Consider the following 17,508-nt stretch of genomic DNA (forward strand, 5'->3'; position numbering starts at 1 on the left):
CTCGATGTCTCTGCAGGTATCACCGGGTCCTCCGAATTGTGGCACCGCACGCCCAGATGGCAACTCAGGTGAAGATGGACTCCCAGAGGGCTCGATCGGTGCACACGTCCCGCACCAGCTTTCCCAGATCCATCTCCGGCGGCAGCGTCGGATAGATCACCTCGCACAGGCGGCGGCCCGCGACCTCGATCGCGAAGCCGGTCCGCCGCTGTGGCAACTGCCCCCAGCGAATCACGACCGGGCCGGTCAACTCGACGACGGTCGTATCCACCCGCACAGCCAGCCGGCCACCGAATCGATACAGGACCACACGGTGCGCGCCGAGATCGGCGTAGCAGCCGGAAGGCGCCCCGGGCGCCGATGTCGCCAGCAGCGCGCCGGTCCACGGGTCGAACTGTGCCGGGACCCCGAACCCGGAATACGGGCGCACGGTGAGCGCTACCGGTCCGGCCGCACCCCCCGGCCGCATCCCCGCCGGCGAACCTCCGGTCGCCCGACCCGGGATGTCTGCCGGCATGGCCTGGGCCGGATATCCGGGTCGTCCGGGTTCCGCCACACCCCGCCCTGCCACCGGCTGGTCCCGGCCGACATGCTGCTGCCCGGTATCCGTGCCGTCGACGCCCGGAGCCCAGGCCGCCGGTGCCAGGTTCGGTCCCCGATCCGGCATCGCTCCGACCGCTGCCGTCGAACCGGCGGGCTCACCGAGACCCGGACGACCTGGTGAATCCGGCCGAGCCTGATCCTGATCGGTTGTCGACCGATCCGAGACCGGCGCGGATTCCGGGAGCTTCAGCAACCGGTCCGTTCCGGCCTCAGATGCGCCGGGCGCTACCGCAGCATCCACCGGGGACCGAGGTTGTCCGAGCACATCGGAGGATCCGGCCGACCCCGACGGCGGCCAGCTCGGCGGCTCCGTGACGCCCGGATCACCCGGATCATCCGGATAGCCCGGATCACCTGGCTCACCCGGATCGCCTGGCTCACCTGGCTCATCCGGATAGCCCGGATCACCTGGCTCATCCGGATCACTCGGATCACCCGGGTCACCTGGCTCATCCGGCTCACCCGGATCACCCGGATCACCCGGATCACCCGGATCACCCGGATCACCCGGATCACCGGGGTCACCCGGATCACCCGGATCACCCGGATCACCCGGATCACCCGGATCACCGGGGTCACCCGGCTCACCCGGCTCACCCGGATCACCCGGATCACCCGGATCACCCGGATCACCCGGCTCACCCGGCTCACCCGGATCACCCGGATCACCCGGCTCACCCGGATCACCCGGCTCACCCGGATCACCCGGATCACCCGGATCACTCGGATCACCCGGATCACCCGGATCACCCGGATCACCCGGATCACCTGGATCACCGGGATCGCCGGGATCGCCGGGATCGCCGGGGTCACCAGACCTATCCGGACCGGTCGGCGGCTCGGGCGCGGGGGGCGGGCCGGTAGGCGGATCGCCGGGCGGGGGACTGGGTTGTTCGGGAGGCTCCGGCTGTTCGGAAGGTACCTCGCCGGGGTCGGGTTCCGGTGTGGGGACCGGTATCTGCTGGTACGGGAAGGGCGGCAGGTCCGGGCCGAACTCCTCCTCGTGCGGGGGATGCGGGATGTGGGAGCGCATCGCGTGCCCGGGCAAGTCGGCGGGGTCCCGGCGCATGTCCGGACCGGAGCCGGTCGGTGGGTCGGCACCATCGTCGGACGAACCATCATCGCCGCCACCGGAGGACTCATCCGGATCAACGGATCCATCGCCCTCGGAACCCTCCGAACCGCCGGAGCTGTCACCGTCCGGTTCGGGTTCGGCCGGCCCGTCACCGGCGGGCGCCGGATCGGCACCGGCTGCGCGGTCGCCCGCTGCCGGCAGCTGGGATGGGACAGGCAGGCCACTCGGATCCCCCGGTTGCGGGGTGTCGGGGTCACCGGGTGTCATCGGATCGCCGCCGGGTGTCAGCACGGGGTTCGATCGGTAGAACTCGTCCAGAAGCTGGGCCAGCGCGTCGATCCGGCCCACCCGGTCTCGGATCTCGTCGCGGATCCGCTGGAGTTCGGTGGCCAACTGTTCCGGCCCCAACCTGGCATGGTCCTCGATCTTGCCCGCCCGGTACGCCTGGTAGGCGTCGATCAGTTCGGCATCGTTCAGCGAACCGATGTCGATTCCGGCCAGGCGTTTCCAGTCCGTGCCTGCTTCCGGCCGGAATGGCACCGGCTCCGGCCGCGTACCGGTGTCGGCGTTCCGGTCGGCGTGCTCGCCCAACGCAGCACCGAAGTCCAAGGGCCGCCGAGAAGGCAGGGCATCGGAGACGATCGCGCGCAACACATCGCGGGAGCCCGGGTCCACGTTCGGGATGTCGCCGACTGTGCGCGGATCCGCTGCACGGTCACCGTTGGGCACTTCGGCGAACCTATCGATGTCGAGCAGCGCCCCGAGATATTCGGCCAACGCGTCCCGTACCTGCTGGTCCTGCCCGTTGCGCTGCAGATCTGCGACGGCGCGATACAGCGCATCGGCGTCCAGCTTCTTCGCATCGGGCACCGATTCGAACCGGCCGGTGCCGACGCTCCCGGATTCGATCTGCCGCAGCTTGTTCGGCTGCAGCTGCGCCGGGTCGTCCAGTCCGAGCCGGTGCGCGAGCTGGTCGCGTGCCGCCCGTTCGGCGGCTGCGTCCAGACCGGCGAGTTGCCTGGCGTAGTCGGCGAGGATCCCGAACTGCTGCCGGCGAGTCGACTTGCGCTGATCGTCGTCGGCCAGCACGTCGGCGATCCGGTCCGCGCTCGCTTCGCCCGAGTCCAGCTGCAACATCTGTTGTAGCCGGCTGCGGGCATCGCTCACTGTGTGGAAAGTATCGACCTCGGCGGTGTTTCGGACGAGATCGGCCAGTGCCTCGGCCTGCCCCGCCCGGACCGCGTTGTCCAGGCGCAGATCGGCGAGCGTCCGGCTCAGCACGTCCGGGCGCAGCTGCTCCGGGGAGAGGCCGAGCTCGCGGGCCAGATCGACGATCTCGTCGACCATCTCCTCTCGCGTCCGAGGCGCCGGTGCAGCCGGTTCGGGCACCGGCCGCCAGGTTCCGTCGGTTTCCCCGACCAGCGTGACCACCAGATCCCGGCCGTCCACCGGCTGACGGATATGCCGCATCGGCGGAGTGTCCACCGCATCCAGCCGGACCCGGCCGTCGGCATCGATGCTCGCGGTCCGGAAATCCACCGCCAGCGTGCCGTCCTCGAGCGCACCGACCAACTCCGGGTTGTCGCGGAGCACCTGAGCCAGGGCCTGGGTGCGGTCCATCGGTCCGTCGATGACCAGCAGTCGATCCGGCCCGTCGCCCATGGGAACCCGGGCGACCTGGTCGCTGAATCGGGTTCCGGCCGGATCTCCGTCCGGAATCGAGCCGTCGGGATACAGGTGGGCGTCCGCGGCGGCGACGAAATCGGCTAGCTGATCGGCGCGCTGCTGGGCGGCCGCACGTAGCCCATCGATGACGGGTCCGGGATCGTCGCCGATCAACGTGCCCGGGTCCAGGCCGAGCACGGCAGCCCAGGAGGCCAGTTCACCGCGCAGCTGGTCGCGGCGCAGCGCATGCTCGAAGTAGCGGAACTCGCGTTGTTCCCGGCCGCGGGTGGGGTCCAGTTCGTCCCAGACCCGCAGCGGGTCGGCACCGTTGTTGACACCGTCCGAGTCGAGCAGTGTCGGATTGTCGTCGAATGCGTGCCGCAGTTCACGCAAGAACCGCGTCATGGGGTCGTTGTCCCGGATGCTCACCGAGTCCGACAACGGTACCGGCCGAGCGCGGGTCTCCGCCGGATCGCCGGAGGTGTAGGGCTGTTCCAGCTCGTCCGACAGCCGCTGGGCGGCATCGGCCAGTCCTTCGACCGCTGCCGCCTCGCGCAACGCCCGGTAGGTCTGCTCGTCGATCACCCGGCGCAGTGTGTCCGGACTGTCGTCGGGCAGTTCGAATCCCAGGCGGCGCGCCATATCCGACAGCGATTCGCCGGGTGGCGCGTTCGTCGGCTCCGGCGCTGTTTCCGGCTGATACGGCGGCTCGTCCTCCAATGCGATCGCCTCGTCCACCGACACCAGCTGGTGGTGATAGAGGTCATCGATCATGCGCTGTCGCAGCTCCGGATCGGCCCGGTCGAAAAGCTCCATCAGCGTGTCACGAGCCTCGGCGCCGTCGATCAGTCCGGCATCGAGCTGGGCGACAATCCCCTGCCGAACCTGCTCCGGGTCGGCTTCGGTGATCCAGGGCCGGTACTCGGCTCCGTCGGCGTCGTACACGGGAACGTAGTCGGCTGCCGGAACCGGTTGCCGACCGGACAGCCCGCCGATCAGCGGCGCGTGCTCCCGGCCCTGCCACAGGGTGATGCTCTCCTTCAGAATTCGGACCACGTTCGGAGCCGGATCCCCCGCGTCCGGTGCCGGTCCGATCGTCGGGATACCCGGGGTCGGTGGCGGCGGCTCGGGTGTCGCCGGGGGCGGTGCAACCAGATCGTCGATGCCCTGGACACCGTCACGGATGGCCGTCTGCCCCTGCCCATCGATGCCGGAACCCGACGGATACTTGGGAGTGTCGGCGAAGTATCCGCGGTGCAGCAGGGCATCCATCGCGCGGCGGGCCAGGGGACGCTCGTCGGGAGTCACGTCGCGAACGGGCTCCACCGCCGAATCGGCCGGCGGCCGGACCGGGCGCCAACTGCCTTCCCCGTCCGGCACCACGTGCACGACGAACCGTTCGCCGTCGATCTCGAACTCGATACGGCGCGGCCGATCTCCTCCTGGTGCGGACGGTTCGCCGTCCATCCAGTCGACTTCGGGCGGCCCGTCTCGGTCCGATCCGTTGTCCGATTCCGGATCGCCGGATGCCGAATCCTGTTCGGCGGTATCGCGCCCGAGCTGCAGATCTATCTCGGACCGGATCTGCTCCGGTGTCCTGCCGAGTTCGGCCTGCCTCGCCAGCACGGCGAGTTCGTGTTCGGGGGAGTCGGTGCGCAGTTGCACCGGCGGTTGCCCCTCGACCGTCTCGATACTGGTCATAGCGATACCGTCGACCGATATCGGAACCTTGGTGTTATCGGCCATCCACGCGCGATAGACCGCGAAGTCGAAGTCCGGGCGGGAAACGAGTTCTTCGGCGTGCCTACGGAGCTCTTCCGCATCTCGCCGGATCCGATCCGGCTGCGAATCCGACGGCGAGGGCCGGTTTCCTGGCTCGTCCGGGGCCGGTCGGTAGCCCGGGTCGTCTGCCATTGCCACACGCTCGTGCAGTCCTCGGTCGATACGAGCCTGCGTATGCCACAGGGTCATTTCCCGGTCGATTTCGGACAGCGACCGGTCGGCCCAGCGAACCGCCGGCTCGGCGTCCGGCGCGAACCGGATCAGCGGTTCGTGGCCGGAGTTCGGATCGGGATCGAATTGATGGTCGCCGACGATCTTTTCGAAGTTGTTCGCACGCTGATAGGGGTCGAAGGTTTCCCAGTACAGGTGCGGGCCGTGCTGTACACCGGCATCTCGACGGATCAGTTCCTGCTGATGACGGTTCAACTCGTCGTAGGTTAGCCGGCTGTCGTCCTCATGCCGGATATCGAACAGATCATGGTCACCGGTGATCGGTTTCCAGGTCCCGTCGGCCGCCCCCTGGACAATGCCGTCCTCGGTGACCCGGAACGTGCCACGCTCCGCGAGCCTGTCCATATGATCTCGGTACTGCTCCCAGTCACCGTTGCGCCGATCCAGCCGGGATTCGAGCGCCTCCCGGTGGTCGGCCGGCATCCCGGTGGTATCCGGCATCGACAACATTCCGGGCGGGAACCGACCGACCAGGCCTTTCGCCTCGGGCGGTGCCCCGAGTTCGATGTCCAGGTCGTTGATGGTCTTGTCCTTGATGGCCATCGGCTTGGGCATCGCGCCGTCCCGGAGGTGCGGTACGGCATCGGGGTTGGTCGGGCGAACATCGATGACCAACCCGTGATCTTCGGCGTAGACCTGCAGTTTGCGCTGGTTCTCGACCGGAATCCCGTAATCCGACTCGATCTGCTCCGGGGTCGTCCGTGACGGTTCCGGCGCTCCCGGATCATCGTCACCCATCCAGTCGATGCCGTCCGACGGCGGCTCGATCCGGCCCGGCGGACGCAGGGCGTCATCACTGCGCGGGTGAACCGGATAGTTACCGGTTGCACTCTCGGTACCCACCAGTAGATGCGTGCAGTTGGCGCAGCACGGCGCGCCACGGCCCTCGCCGCTCAATGCGTACGGCGCGTTGAGCGCTTCGGCCATGACCTGCCTGCCGTGCTCGATCGCCTCCTCGATACGCTGCCGAACAGTTTCCACGTCGCCGGGATCGTTCAGCTTCCTTGCGATATCCGCGGGATCTGCACCGTCGCGGAGCATGTCCTGGACCGCGCCCAGCTCCGCAGGGTCGGTGAGCAATTCCTCGATGGCGCCGATGTCCACGCGGTCGTGCAACAGCCGGTCGGTCGTCTTGATCTCGGCGTGCCCGAGCGGCTCGTCTGGGTGGGCATGCCGGTTCGGCCCGTTGTCGTACTCGTACGGCCCGTTCTCGACCATCCTGGCGAGACTCTCGCGCAGGGCGGGATGCGGCCGGGCAACAACATCGTTGTCACCACCATTGACACCCTCGTAGACCGTTCCGGTGGTTCGATCGATGCCGACAGCGAGCATCGGCCCGACAGCTGATGCGTCGAGCCTTCCCGTCTCGGGTTCCGGCACCGGCCTGGACTGCTCTGCCAGGGCAGCGTCGCGTTCCCCGACTGCGTTTTCCAGCGCCGTCCGGGCGTTCTGTGCTTCCGCAGCGAATTGTTCCGCCTTGGCTCGGAGCGCGGCCGCTTTCGCCTCGTTGCCGGCACCGATCGCCTTCTCGAGCGCCGCGGCGACACCGCTGGCTTTCGATTCCAGTGCATCGGCCGCCCGCCGGGCGTCTCTTGCGGCCACCTCGGTCCGTTTGACCTCCTCAGCACGCAGATTCTCGAGTCGTTTCGGTTCTGCGGCGGCGTCGTAGAGACCCGCCCGTTCCTCCGCCAGCCGCAGCGTGTAATCCGATACCGGCTCGCCGTCGACGTGGGTGATCAGGCCGGACTCCGGGTCCCTCGTCAGTTCGGGGCCGCCCTCGTGGTCGAGGGTCCCCAGAACGTGGGTGTCCGCATGTGGGGGCGGCACGGACCCGTCGGGGTCGGCTCCGCGCAGCAGATCGGAAGGCGGTGGCCCGCCGCTTCCGTCCATGACATCCAGGCCGTATCGCCAATCGGCATCGGTGACGAGCGACTCGTCGGCATCGAGGGGTGTCCGGTCGGCTTGCGCATCCGTCCGGTCGCTCGGCCCGTCGCCGGGTTCGGTGGAGGTCTGTGGTTCGAAGGTCCGCCACTCCCCGCCCGGCTTGATCTGCGCGGGTGAATCGGGGGTGCGCGGAGTACCGACGGCGTCGGTCGGGGCGTAGACGGTCGCGCCCAAAGCATCGGCGACGTACTGGGCCCAGCCCGCGTTGTTTCCGCTGTGGCAGGAAAGCAGCCGGATAGGTGTGCCGGGAACGTAATCGGGGTTGTTGCGGATCGCGTCGACGATCTGCTGCGGGTGGGTGTTCCACCGGTTGCCGGGCACCGGGCTGCCGTCTCGGGTGCCATGCACGACCACGTCGTGCTGCCCCTCGTTGCGTACGTTCTCCCGAACCCGGTGGGTGGCCGGGTCGTCACCGATCGAGGTGCTGTCGGGCCGGTGAATGACGCCTTGCCCGTTGTCCAGGAAGCTGTCGTACACCGGCGGGTTGCCGTCGCTGTCCACCCAAGGTGGTTCCGGAGAGTCGTCGGCCCGGTCCCGATCCGTGAAATCGGTCCGGTCCGGCCCGGGCTCGGCATCGCTGTCGGTCCGGCGCGCGCCGGAGTCGTTGCCCGCAGACGGGGTGTGGTTCGCCGAACCACCGGACGCCACTACCGGCGGCACGACCACCACGGGAATGACATCTCCGGCCTCTGCAGCGTCCGGGCGTCGTGGCGCCGCGGAGTCACCGGCATCGGCCGGGTCGTCGGCACGAGCGGTCGAACCATCGGCCGTACCGGCTCCGCTGGGCACAGGGTGCGGACCGCCCGGCGTGGTGCCCGGTGCAGCAGCGGTCACGGCATCTGGTTGCGTCGAGTCCGCAGTCACCTCGTCCGGGCGGGCCGATACCGTCTCTCCGGCCGTTTCGGTCGTCCGGCCCACCGGAGCGGGCGCATCGGACCGTCCGGCCTGGACCCCGACATTGTCGTCGGCCGACACCATTGCGGCGCGAGTATCGACCGCACCGGCGCGGGGGCGCGGCGCCGAACCGTCGCCGATCCGGGGGCGGTCGGCCCCGGACCGGGAGTCCGCGGCGCCGGCCCGGGACTCGGATGTCGATGGGCGGGGCGAATCCGTCGCACCACGGACCTCCGGGGCCCCCGCCCTCGGCGACGAATTGGCCGGCCCGGAACCTGCGCGGGATTCGCCGCCGGTCCCCTGCTGCGGTGCCGACTGCGCTGTCCCGCTCTGTGGCTGGCCGGCGGCGGCCGGGGCGTGACCGCCCGATTGCTGCCCGGCCGGCGCGCCGTTCCGGGTGTTCGTTCCGGAGCCGTCCGTCGAACTGCTTCCCTGCGCATCGCCGGCCGCGCCCACTGCCCGGGCATCGGTGTCGGTCCCGTTGCTCTGCTGCGGACTCGCACCGTCGGACTGTCCGTTGCCGGTACCGCGGCGGGATCCGGAGTCCGAATCCGACTGCGGCGAGCCGGATTCGCCCCGCCCGGATCCGGAATCCGAGTCCGACCGCGCATCGTTGTCCCGGCGGGAGCCGGTATCCGAACCGGATTCGGCGGCTCCCGCGCTGCGGGTCTCGACCTGCGGCTTACCCGAGCCGGCGGCATCGCCTGCACCGCGGCTCTGATCCGAGCCGGAGGTAGCCCCCGACGGACGCGTGCGCGCTCCGTCGGAGCCGCTGTTGCTGCCGCCCGACCCGGTTGTCCCGGCACCGGTCGTACCCCCGCCGCCACCGGTCGCACCGGCGCCGGGTCGCCCGTTGACCGAACTTCCGTCACCGGCCGATGGGGTTCCCGGGCTCGGAGTCGGGGGGTTTCCCAGAACCTGATCGATTCTGGAGGACAGGCTCGGCCTGTCGAACAGCGAGGGTGCGAAGTTGTTCCAAGCCGCTGCGGCACCGGGTTTCATGGCGCCGGTCATGAACCCGTTGGATGCCCCGGCGGACCAGGTCAGTGGGTCGGTCAGCCCGGCTTTGAGCCCGTTGACCGCATCCCCTACGGAGAATTCGTCGTCGAAACCAGCGCGGCCGAGGTCGTAGCCGAACTGCCCGAGCAGGCCGCCTGCCGAGCCGGCCAGGCCCGCGCCGGTGCCGGTGATCGCACCGCGGAGCCACGGCGTCATCCCCTTGACGAACGTGTTCCCGATCAGATCTCCGGCAGGCCCGGCCAGCGCGCCGCCGGCCGCGGAGCTCACAATGGCGCCGGCCAGCTGATGCCCATCGATGCCGTCACGATGGTTCTGCGAGATCTGCCAGCCCTGAATGCCGATTTCCTGCAGCGTGCCGATGGTCACATCGATAGCGACATGCCGCAGCAGGAATCCGAGCACCCGGGTGGCTGCAGCACGGCCGACGGCCTGGATGATCCGGTTCACGATCTGCCGGCCGAGAATCCGCACGGCGATCCGGGTAGCCGCGATCGCGGCCGCGTCGATGCCGGGTTTGAACGGACCGGCCGCGAAGGAAGCTGCCAACTCGGCGGCCAGCAAGGCCAACGAGCTGATGTACATCAACTTCGTGTACTCGATCTGGGTGCCGGTGTCGGACACCGATTCGGAGATCTGATCGAAGTACGAGGCGAGCTTGATGATCGACTGATCTTTCTCGCCGCCGTCGCCACTCATCATGCTGTTGAAGCCGAGGACCATCTCCTCGACGCCTTCCCCGAAGGGATAGGCCGTCAGCGCTGCGGCTTTGGCGTCCGCTATGTCGTCGACGATCTCACGCAGGCTCGCCGCGGCAGCGGTCCAATCACCGGCCATGGCCCACATGTCGTCTTCATTGCCCTGCGGCCATTCGACACCCGCGACCCAGGACAGATGCTGCAGATAGCCCGGAATCTCGATGGCCAACGGTCAACTCACCCTCCCGTCGACGGCACGTGTCCTCGCCGACCAGTCACTACTCGCCGAGATTGCCACCCGACTTCGAAGGCACCCCAAACACTATATGAACAAACATCTCTCGCAATCCATCCGGTGAGCGCAGCCCCGTTCCACCACGCGACCTCACCGATACCCGATGCACGGTAGGGCAGTCCGGCAGCGTCGGGTATCGGAGGACAGCCCTGCTCGGCAGCAGGTGTTTCGCCCGGATACCATCCCCGAGACGGCACCCGACCTCACCACACGGGTGCCACCTCGACCGCCCCCGGGTGGGAACAGCAAGAGGAGTTCGACGTTGTCCATCGAAGAGTTCGTTCGAGAACGCCCCGCACTGCTCGAAGAAGGCAACCGCCTGGACGCCCTGTATCGGAAGGTCGGCCCGACTGACGAAGGCCGCGAAGCCGCCCGCCGATCCGGCGCGCTCCACGAGCGTTACACCGAACTACTGCCGAACACGCTGGTCTCCCGATGCCCCTTCACCGATCGGCCCGTCCACTGGTACATCGACACCGTCGGCTTCGACGGCTGGTACTGGAAACATAGGAACCCTTGCCGCCGAACGCAGCACGGAAATCCACGCACCTGGCTGACCATGACCGGGGCAGCCCGCCTCACCGAACCCGTCACTCCGGCACCATTCGACCGCAACCCCGGACCCGATCGGCCGTACGTCATCCCCCACGTACTCCGCGAACCGACTACCCGCGCCGTCCTCAACCACACCCCCGTCGGCCCCCACACCGGCTGGAACATCACCTACTTCACTTCGGACCACTTCCACCACGGCTCAGTCGAACAGCGCTGGAACACACTCCCTTTCGAGTACTACGATCCGATGGGTTTCCCTCTCGTATGGGGCACCCACAGCGCGAGTGCTCGAGAATGTGACTTCGACCTCGCTGCTTGGATCGAGAACGGCAAACTCGCCTGGATCGCCCCGGGCGACCCGGACGCAACGCTGCACCACACCACCAACGGCTGCCCCTACCTCGAAATCCCCGGCACCCGTATCAATCAACGGCTCCCACTCACCCGGGACTGATCCGGTCACGCCCCTACCGAATCACCGGCACCGCAGTCGACGTCGGAACTCCGGCGAGGATGCTCCGGCAGCATCATCGGCGGAAACGTTGCGGACTTCACCGCGAAGTCGGTTCCCGACAGCTGCACATCGAGGTCCGGCGCCACCGTGACCCGGCCGGCATCGGCGAGCACCGCGCCGGTGACGCTCAGCAGGCCGGCACGACGGCCGACCGCACGGATAGCGCACTGCGGTGCCGCCGGGTCACCAACTGCTGCCGGTGACGCCCCCGCGTCCGGCGGCGGGCATCGAATCCCGGCTGTCCACGCGATTGCGCTCCCGCGGGGAGGTCAGCGGAGCTGCCGTGGGTTCGGGCATCTCGATTTCGGGCATGTCCTCGATGAGCTCGTGCAGTTTGGGCAATCGGGCCCGCGTCTCCTGCAGCGGGGCCATGAGTTCGGCCGTCCGCTCGGCGACCACAGCAGCGGCCTGCTGGGCGGCTTCGGTCACGGCGGCCGCGATCTCTTCGAAGGTCAGCTCGTCGATATCGTCGCTGAACTTGGTCTCCACTACCACGTTGTCCGCGTTCACGGTGACGGTGACCCGCTTGCCGCGCACCGCCGCCGTCCCGAGGATCTCCTGCCGTTCCCGCTGGATCCGGGCGACATTGCGAAACTGTTCCTGAACACCGTCCAGGATCTCGGCCATATCGGCCTTGGCCTGCTCGTTCGTCACCTACTGCTCCCGGAACCGTCAGCGCATGCCGTCGGCATTGCCCTGCTCCATCTTCTTGATCAGTGCGGCACTCTCACGCTGGCCGTCGGCGAAGTTTCCCATTCCCCCGGCCATGTTCTCCGCACCTTCGAGAGTGGCATCCCGCGAGGCGATGTAGCCGTCGTTCCCGCCGGGCCCCTTGGCGAACGCCGACCCCACCGCGTCGTCCCCCCAGCACCCGTCACGCCCGGCGAGAGCCGTGTTCAGGGTCGTCAGGACCGTGTTGATATTGCGCTGCACCCGTTCGGACTTCTCGGCAGCCTTGATGAACAACTCGTCGTCGTACTCGAACTTCGGGGCCATCGCTCCACCTCCCACACCGGCGGGACGCCGCCCGCCGTCACGCTCCGAGCCCGAGGCTAACACCGAACCGGCGACCGGGCTTGAACACCATATGAACAAACTGATTTCGTCGAATGTCCACCTCGGGCAGATCGCCATGGCAGGGTGTCTATGGCAGACTCGCAGAGGTGGGAGTCTGCGCACCTGGGCGCGGCGTTCGGAGAGGTTGACGCGACGATGGGGTATCGATGGGGCGGCCGGTGGATCTGAGTTCACTGGAGCGCCGGGTCGGCAGCGATCGCCGGATCAGCGCCGCCGCGCAAACCCCCGAATCCTATCTGCAACTGGCCGACGCCCTGCGGGCATATGCGACCGCGCTGGCGGCAACCCGATCCACCCCGAACACCCGGGACCGCACTGCCGAGGCACTCGAGCCTGCACAGGAGGCTATCGCGATCCGGCTGCACTGGTTCGTCAGCGGCTACTCGACTGCCAAGGACGCCGGAGCCCTGCAGGATTGCCTGCGATTGTTCGAGCAGACCACGCGCACCCTGGGGCACCGCCAGCTGGCCACCAACACCATTCGCAGTGCCTGTTCGGCCTACCGTCAGGTGGCTCACGACCGGCCGGATGTGGCGGCGACCTGCGCCGACGGTCTGTCGAAATGCGGTGTATGGCTGTGCCGGCTGGATCCGGAGGCCGCCGCGGCCGCCACCGAGGACGCCGTGCGGATCCGAGCCGCCCAGTACGCCCGCAACCCCGAGCTGGCGGCGAAATACCTGACCGGCCTCAGCACCCTGCTTCGTACCCTGATGGTGGGCCGCTCCCGGAAACAGGCGGTTGCCGGGTACCGCAGCATCTACAACGCCGTGACCAGCACCGAGATGACGGCCGGACTGCGTGACCTGCCGATCACCGAACTGGATTTCACCGCCAAGACCCAGCAGGCGCTGACGAAGCTCGGCACCCCCACTCTGGACCAGGCGGGCCGGCTCACCCAGCAGCAGATCCTGTATCAATCCGGTGGCGATCTCGCGACGATCGAGGAGATCAACTGGAAACTGGCCCTGGTCGGCCGCAAGCCGCTGGCCGCCGGCGCAATGCCCGAACCCGCACCCCGGCCGATGGAGATCAGCGCCACCTACGGCGCGCTGGCAGTGCGTTGCGCCGCACCCGACGCCCTGGACCAGGTTCGGGCCGCAGTAGTCGCCGCGTATGCACGCGACGGTGCGCAGCCGGTTCCGGGTGCCCGGTTCGCCGGCGTCGACCGTCCGCACTGGGGCGTGCGCGAACCCGAGGTGAACAACGACACCGCCCTCGGCGAGGACGTCGTACTGCTGGAACGCACCAGCGGCAGCTGGATTTCGGTGAAGAGCTTGAACTGGGAACTCGGCCCGGTCGGCCGGCATCTGCTGGCGCAGCGTCTCTCCGAGCGCTGGCCGGTGATCACGGTCGCGACCATCGAGGATGTGTCGTACGAACTCTGCGGCTACGAGAACGGTGCTGCGACCCAATACGCCGCGCTCGGCCGGCCCAGCGGGCAGGCGCCACTCGGCCATCCCTTGGCGCCGCTGGACTTCGGCACGCTGGCGGACTACGGCGCCGATTACGCGTCGGAGACCCAGGTGCGGGGCGCGTTCGGCAATGCCGCCATGTTCGCGAAGCTCACCCAATTGCCGGGCAGCGGGATCCGGCAGGCAGCGGAGAAGGGGCCGCTGGTCGACGCCGAACCGTACGCGCTGTTCTTCGAAGCGCAACGGGACCGGCAGAACTGACCGCCACGCTACACCGGTCGCGGACCGGGATAGCGCAGCCTGCCGTCACTGACCAGCGCGACCTCGTGCTCCCCGCTGATGTCCAGATAGGGACATCCCTCGACCCCGCTGTGCAGGGTCATTGCCGGATCTCCCGGTTCGATCCAGCGGAGCTTGCCGGATTCGAGCCACGGCGTGAGGTCGAAATCGTAGTCCGGTGGCCAGGGCGTGGTCGAGTTCCAGCCCAGCCAGCGGCCGTCGTCGTCGTAGACGCTGTACTCACGGTCACCCCAGGTGTTCTCCAGCCGCACCTCGGGTGGCTTCGGGCCGAAGTAGCTGATCGGCCATCCGGTGTGCGGCCCCACCGGAACCTGACCGAGTACCGCGACCACACCGGGACAGGACAGTAGCCTGGGCACCACGAAAGGCGCCGCGGGCCCGGGCCTCGACAGAAACGGCGCCCGCTCGACCGGTGCCACGATGCGCATGGCACCCGGCATCGCCAACCACGTCGCCGGCAGGCGCGGCACCCGCCGAATGGGATTGTGGTAGTCCCAGAACCAGCCTTCCAAGCCGGCCGTATCCAGCGGCCAGGACACCGGTTCCCCGGTGTGCGGGCACCGGGCCACCGGCACGTCGGGCAACAGGTCACGGTAGCGAGCATGCCCGGCATCGAGCCGGGCGAGGAGCTCGGGGGCCGGATCCGCAGTGGCCGACACTTCTGCGGCAAGCCGGTTGCCGGTGTCCAGCAACTCCCGGCGTAGCTCGAGTTCTGCCGCCGAATAGTGGTTCACCCGCGCCCCTCGCCCATGATCTGCTCGTGGATATCCCGCTCGGCGGGGGTCTCCGGCGCCCAGTAGCTGTCGATACCACGCAATGTGGACAAGCCTCGGGCTCGCAGGTCCTGAACTGTCGGCCAATAGTCTTCCGGCCCCAACGGGCTGCCGTCCCGGCGCCGGATGTCGAACACCGATTCCGGGCCGCGAAGGGCGGAGTAACCATCCGGCACCTTCACAAACACGATGCCATCTCGCAGCATCACCGATCCCGATGCCACGTACGCGGCGATTCGGTCGGCGAGCAGGTCGTGGAACTCCGTGTACCGCATCCGGAACCGTTCGACCAGGGCGGTCCGGACCCGAGCATCAGCGCTCTGTTCGGGTGGTAACTGCGGGTCGAAGAACCCGACCAGACCGGCACCGCGGGGATGCGCACCCAACCGGATGTCGAAGGAATCTATCGTGGCGGACCCGATATCCGCCGCGGTCAGTGGCATGTCCGGCCCCCGTCGCTCATACCACCACAGCGTAATTCATCGAACCCGGTGGCGCGCTGCGGCACCGGTCGCATCCCCCGGCATCACCCCCACGGCAGCGGCCGGACCGCCTCGGCCGCAGGTTCGATCACCTGCCCGGTGACGAATCGGCTCCACAGGCCGAACTGCAGCGGCTGACCGGGGAGTGCGGCGGCCCGGACGAAACTGTGCGTGCCCGACGGGCCGGTGTGCACACCCCCGAAGCTGACCCGGAACCGGGTGGTTGCGCCGCGATCGGCCGGCGGCAGCGGGGAGGGAAGCAACTCGTCGAAGGCCCAGCGGTAGGTATCGGCGTGCGGGCCCGCCACCGGTTCCAGGGTGTTCTCGAAAACGGCGCCCCGCTCCGGAACGGTGATCAGCACGCCGCGGGCACCGTCGGGATACACCGTATTGAACACTGCAACCTCGGCCGCACCGGTCGGATAGAAGTCCGCCCGGCCGGTGCCGACCCGCGAGCCCGGCGGGCAGCCGGCCGGCCCCTCCGCCTCGAACATGTCCCGGGAGCAGGTCGGAAAGTGTTCCGGCGCAAATGATATCGACTTGTCGAAGAGGAAGACGAACTGGCTCGCAGCGGCGGGCTTGCGGCCGTCGGCAGTCCGGCTGGTGCGGTCGAAGTGCACGGTGACGCCGGTGAGGGCACCCCCGTCCGGGCGTACCGAGACCGCCAGGGTGTCGAGGTTCTCCGGCCCGGCGACCTCCGGTTCGGCCGGTGCCACCGGGCCGCTGGGCGTCGGCGCCGCAGGTGATTGTGCAGTGGCGGCGCCGGACATCGGGAGGGAAACGAGCAGGGTGGCCACAGTGGCCAGCGTTGCGCGGATACTGCTGGTGGTGAGTGCCATGCCCCTGATCCTGGGCCGGGTTGCCGACGCCATCCAGGGCGGCGCGTGACCAGGTTGGCCCGATGGCATGATCGGTGGCGTGCGAGTACTGGTGCAGCGAGTGAGTTCCGCGCAGGTGTCGGTGGACGAGGAGATCGTCGGCCGGATCGACCCGGCGGCGACCGGCGCACCACACGGCCTGGTCGCCCTCGTCGGCATCACCCACGACGACACCGATGCCACCGCGAAAGCCCTCGCCGACAAGGTGTGGCGACTGCGTATTCTCGACGGACAACGCAGCGCCGCCGATCTGAACGCCGCGATCCTGGCGATCAGCCAGTTCACCCTCTACGCGGATACCGCCAAGGGCCGCCGACCGTCCTGGAACGCCGCCGCTCCCGGACCGGTTGCCGAACCACTATTCGACGCCTTCGTCGCAGCCCTACGGGAACTGGGCGCCACCGTCGCCACCGGGCGATTCGGCGCACACATGGCCGTGGAACTGGTGAACGACGGGCCGGTCACCTTGCTACTGGAGGGGTGAACCGCCGCTGCGCACCGGCCGTCACGAGCTACTCGATCCCGTCGTCCAAGGCACTCGACCAGATCCCATCCTGACCGGAACGTTCCCACTCGTCCCAGGCCGCTTCATAGCACGCGCCCAACTCCTCGGCCTCCATTCGATCCGCGAACGGGTCGTACTTCACGGATTCACCGTCAGGAAGTCGACATGCGATGGCCGAACGACCGAGATGTGGCGTCGGTCGGTAGTCGCCACCGTCGCGACCCTTCGACGTTCGGCGACAGCGACAACCGATGCATCGGCCGTGCCCAACGGCAGGTCACGGTACCGTGCGACAAGCTCCGCGATCCGCAACCAGTCGGCTGAATGCACCGCCTCGACTGAGAACAAACCCTCGGCAAAATCTCCGAGGAACCTGACTTCGGCTTCCGCCCCCAGTCGAGTACCGATCAGGTACGCAGCCTCCGCTATCACCAACGTAGGAACGACGAGCGGGCCGCGATGGGATTGCAGCAGTTCCGAGCAGGCAGTGTGATGGGCGTCATCGGCGTCGACATAGGCATACAGCGGACCTGCATCGACGATGAGGGGGCCTATTTCGCCCACTCCTCGGCCAGGATCTCATCGATCCGGCTCGACACATCGGATCGACCGCTCCGACCTGCACCTGCCGCACCGAACTTCCGTCGGCCGGCGGGAACCGAGAGGTACTGCGAGATAGCTTCACGCGTCAGCTCGGAAACCGTCACCCCCCGACGCTCCGCCTCGTGACGGAGACGGTCGTCCAGTTCGTCCGGAAGCTTCAGCGTTGTCCGCCTCATGGTATGCCAGCACACCGAAGTCGGCGTTG

13 protein-coding genes are annotated in these 17,508 nt (G+C 68.3%); 3 read left to right on the forward strand and 10 right to left on the reverse strand.

Annotated features, from left to right (window positions below; genetic code table 11):
* Positions 1–64: 64 nt before the first annotated feature.
* The gene (locus tag AC1HFH_RS23405) at positions 65–10,138 is read right to left on the reverse strand and encodes a WXG100-like domain-containing protein (RefSeq protein ID WP_480244938.1); all 10,074 of its coding nucleotides are present in this window, start codon (positions 10,136–10,138) and stop codon (positions 65–67) included.
* 328 nt (positions 10,139–10,466) lie between these two features.
* Here AC1HFH_RS23405 and AC1HFH_RS23410 point away from each other — a divergent pair, with 328 nt between their 5' ends.
* Positions 10,467–11,213, forward strand: a complete 747-nt coding sequence (locus AC1HFH_RS23410; protein ID WP_480244939.1) for a hypothetical protein — start codon at positions 10,467–10,469, stop codon at positions 11,211–11,213.
* A 5-nt stretch (positions 11,214–11,218) separates the two neighbouring features.
* On the opposite strand, the gene AC1HFH_RS23415 is transcribed toward AC1HFH_RS23410, so the two are convergent.
* The 3 genes from AC1HFH_RS23415 to AC1HFH_RS23425 all read right to left on the reverse strand — a co-directional run bounded on the left by AC1HFH_RS23415 (position 11,219) and on the right by AC1HFH_RS23425 (position 12,269).
* Entirely contained in the window at positions 11,219–11,386 is a 168-nt protein-coding gene (locus AC1HFH_RS23415; RefSeq protein WP_480244940.1) for a hypothetical protein, read from the reverse strand.
* A 70-nt stretch (positions 11,387–11,456) separates the two neighbouring features.
* Positions 11,457–11,927: a YbaB/EbfC family nucleoid-associated protein gene (locus tag AC1HFH_RS23420; RefSeq protein WP_480244941.1), complete on the reverse strand. Its 471-nt coding sequence runs from the start codon at positions 11,925–11,927 to the stop codon at positions 11,457–11,459.
* An 18-nt stretch (positions 11,928–11,945) separates the two neighbouring features.
* Complete coding sequence (locus AC1HFH_RS23425) at positions 11,946–12,269, reverse strand: hypothetical protein (protein WP_480244942.1); 324 nt, start codon at positions 12,267–12,269, stop codon at positions 11,946–11,948.
* A gap of 239 nt (positions 12,270–12,508) precedes the next feature.
* On the opposite strand from AC1HFH_RS23425, the gene AC1HFH_RS23430 reads away from it, so the two are divergent.
* A complete protein-coding gene (locus AC1HFH_RS23430) occupies positions 12,509–14,023 on the forward strand; it encodes a hypothetical protein (RefSeq protein ID WP_480244943.1) in 1,515 nt (504 codons plus the stop codon).
* Positions 14,024–14,031: 8 nt separating this feature from the next.
* Here the strand turns inward: AC1HFH_RS23430 and AC1HFH_RS23435 are convergent, their stop codons facing one another.
* The 3 genes from AC1HFH_RS23435 to AC1HFH_RS23445 all read right to left on the reverse strand — a co-directional run bounded on the left by AC1HFH_RS23435 (position 14,032) and on the right by AC1HFH_RS23445 (position 16,156).
* Positions 14,032–14,796 (reverse strand): hypothetical protein, encoded by a 765-nt coding sequence (locus AC1HFH_RS23435; RefSeq protein ID WP_480244944.1) that lies wholly within the window; start codon positions 14,794–14,796, stop codon positions 14,032–14,034.
* On the reverse strand, positions 14,793–15,278 hold the full coding sequence (locus AC1HFH_RS23440; RefSeq protein WP_480244945.1) for a hypothetical protein: 486 nt from the start codon (positions 15,276–15,278) through the stop codon (positions 14,793–14,795). The genes AC1HFH_RS23435 and AC1HFH_RS23440 overlap by 4 nt, the downstream gene beginning before the upstream one ends.
* A gap of 83 nt (positions 15,279–15,361) precedes the next feature.
* The gene (locus tag AC1HFH_RS23445) at positions 15,362–16,156 is read right to left on the reverse strand and encodes a hypothetical protein (protein ID WP_480244946.1); all 795 of its coding nucleotides are present in this window, start codon (positions 16,154–16,156) and stop codon (positions 15,362–15,364) included.
* Positions 16,157–16,235: 79 nt separating this feature from the next.
* On the opposite strand from AC1HFH_RS23445, the gene dtd reads away from it, so the two are divergent.
* Positions 16,236–16,679, forward strand: a complete 444-nt coding sequence (dtd, locus tag AC1HFH_RS23450; protein WP_480244947.1) for a D-aminoacyl-tRNA deacylase — start codon at positions 16,236–16,238, stop codon at positions 16,677–16,679.
* 28 nt (positions 16,680–16,707) lie between these two features.
* On the opposite strand, the gene AC1HFH_RS23455 is transcribed toward dtd, so the two are convergent.
* Genes AC1HFH_RS23455 through AC1HFH_RS23465 form a run of 3 tightly spaced genes read right to left on the reverse strand, consistent with a single transcriptional unit; the run spans position 16,708 to position 17,479 of the window.
* Positions 16,708–16,842: a hypothetical protein gene (locus AC1HFH_RS23455; RefSeq protein ID WP_480244948.1), complete on the reverse strand. Its 135-nt coding sequence runs from the start codon at positions 16,840–16,842 to the stop codon at positions 16,708–16,710.
* The gene (locus AC1HFH_RS23460) at positions 16,839–17,264 is read right to left on the reverse strand and encodes a type II toxin-antitoxin system VapC family toxin (RefSeq protein WP_480244949.1); all 426 of its coding nucleotides are present in this window, start codon (positions 17,262–17,264) and stop codon (positions 16,839–16,841) included. The genes AC1HFH_RS23455 and AC1HFH_RS23460 overlap by 4 nt, the downstream gene beginning before the upstream one ends.
* Entirely contained in the window at positions 17,252–17,479 is a 228-nt protein-coding gene (locus AC1HFH_RS23465) for a ribbon-helix-helix domain-containing protein (RefSeq protein ID WP_480244950.1), read from the reverse strand. Before AC1HFH_RS23465 ends, AC1HFH_RS23460 begins: the two co-directional genes overlap by 13 nt.
* Positions 17,480–17,508 lie beyond the last annotated feature (29 nt).

The sequence above is a fragment of the Nocardia sp. KT25-26 genome (genome assembly GCF_056627695.1).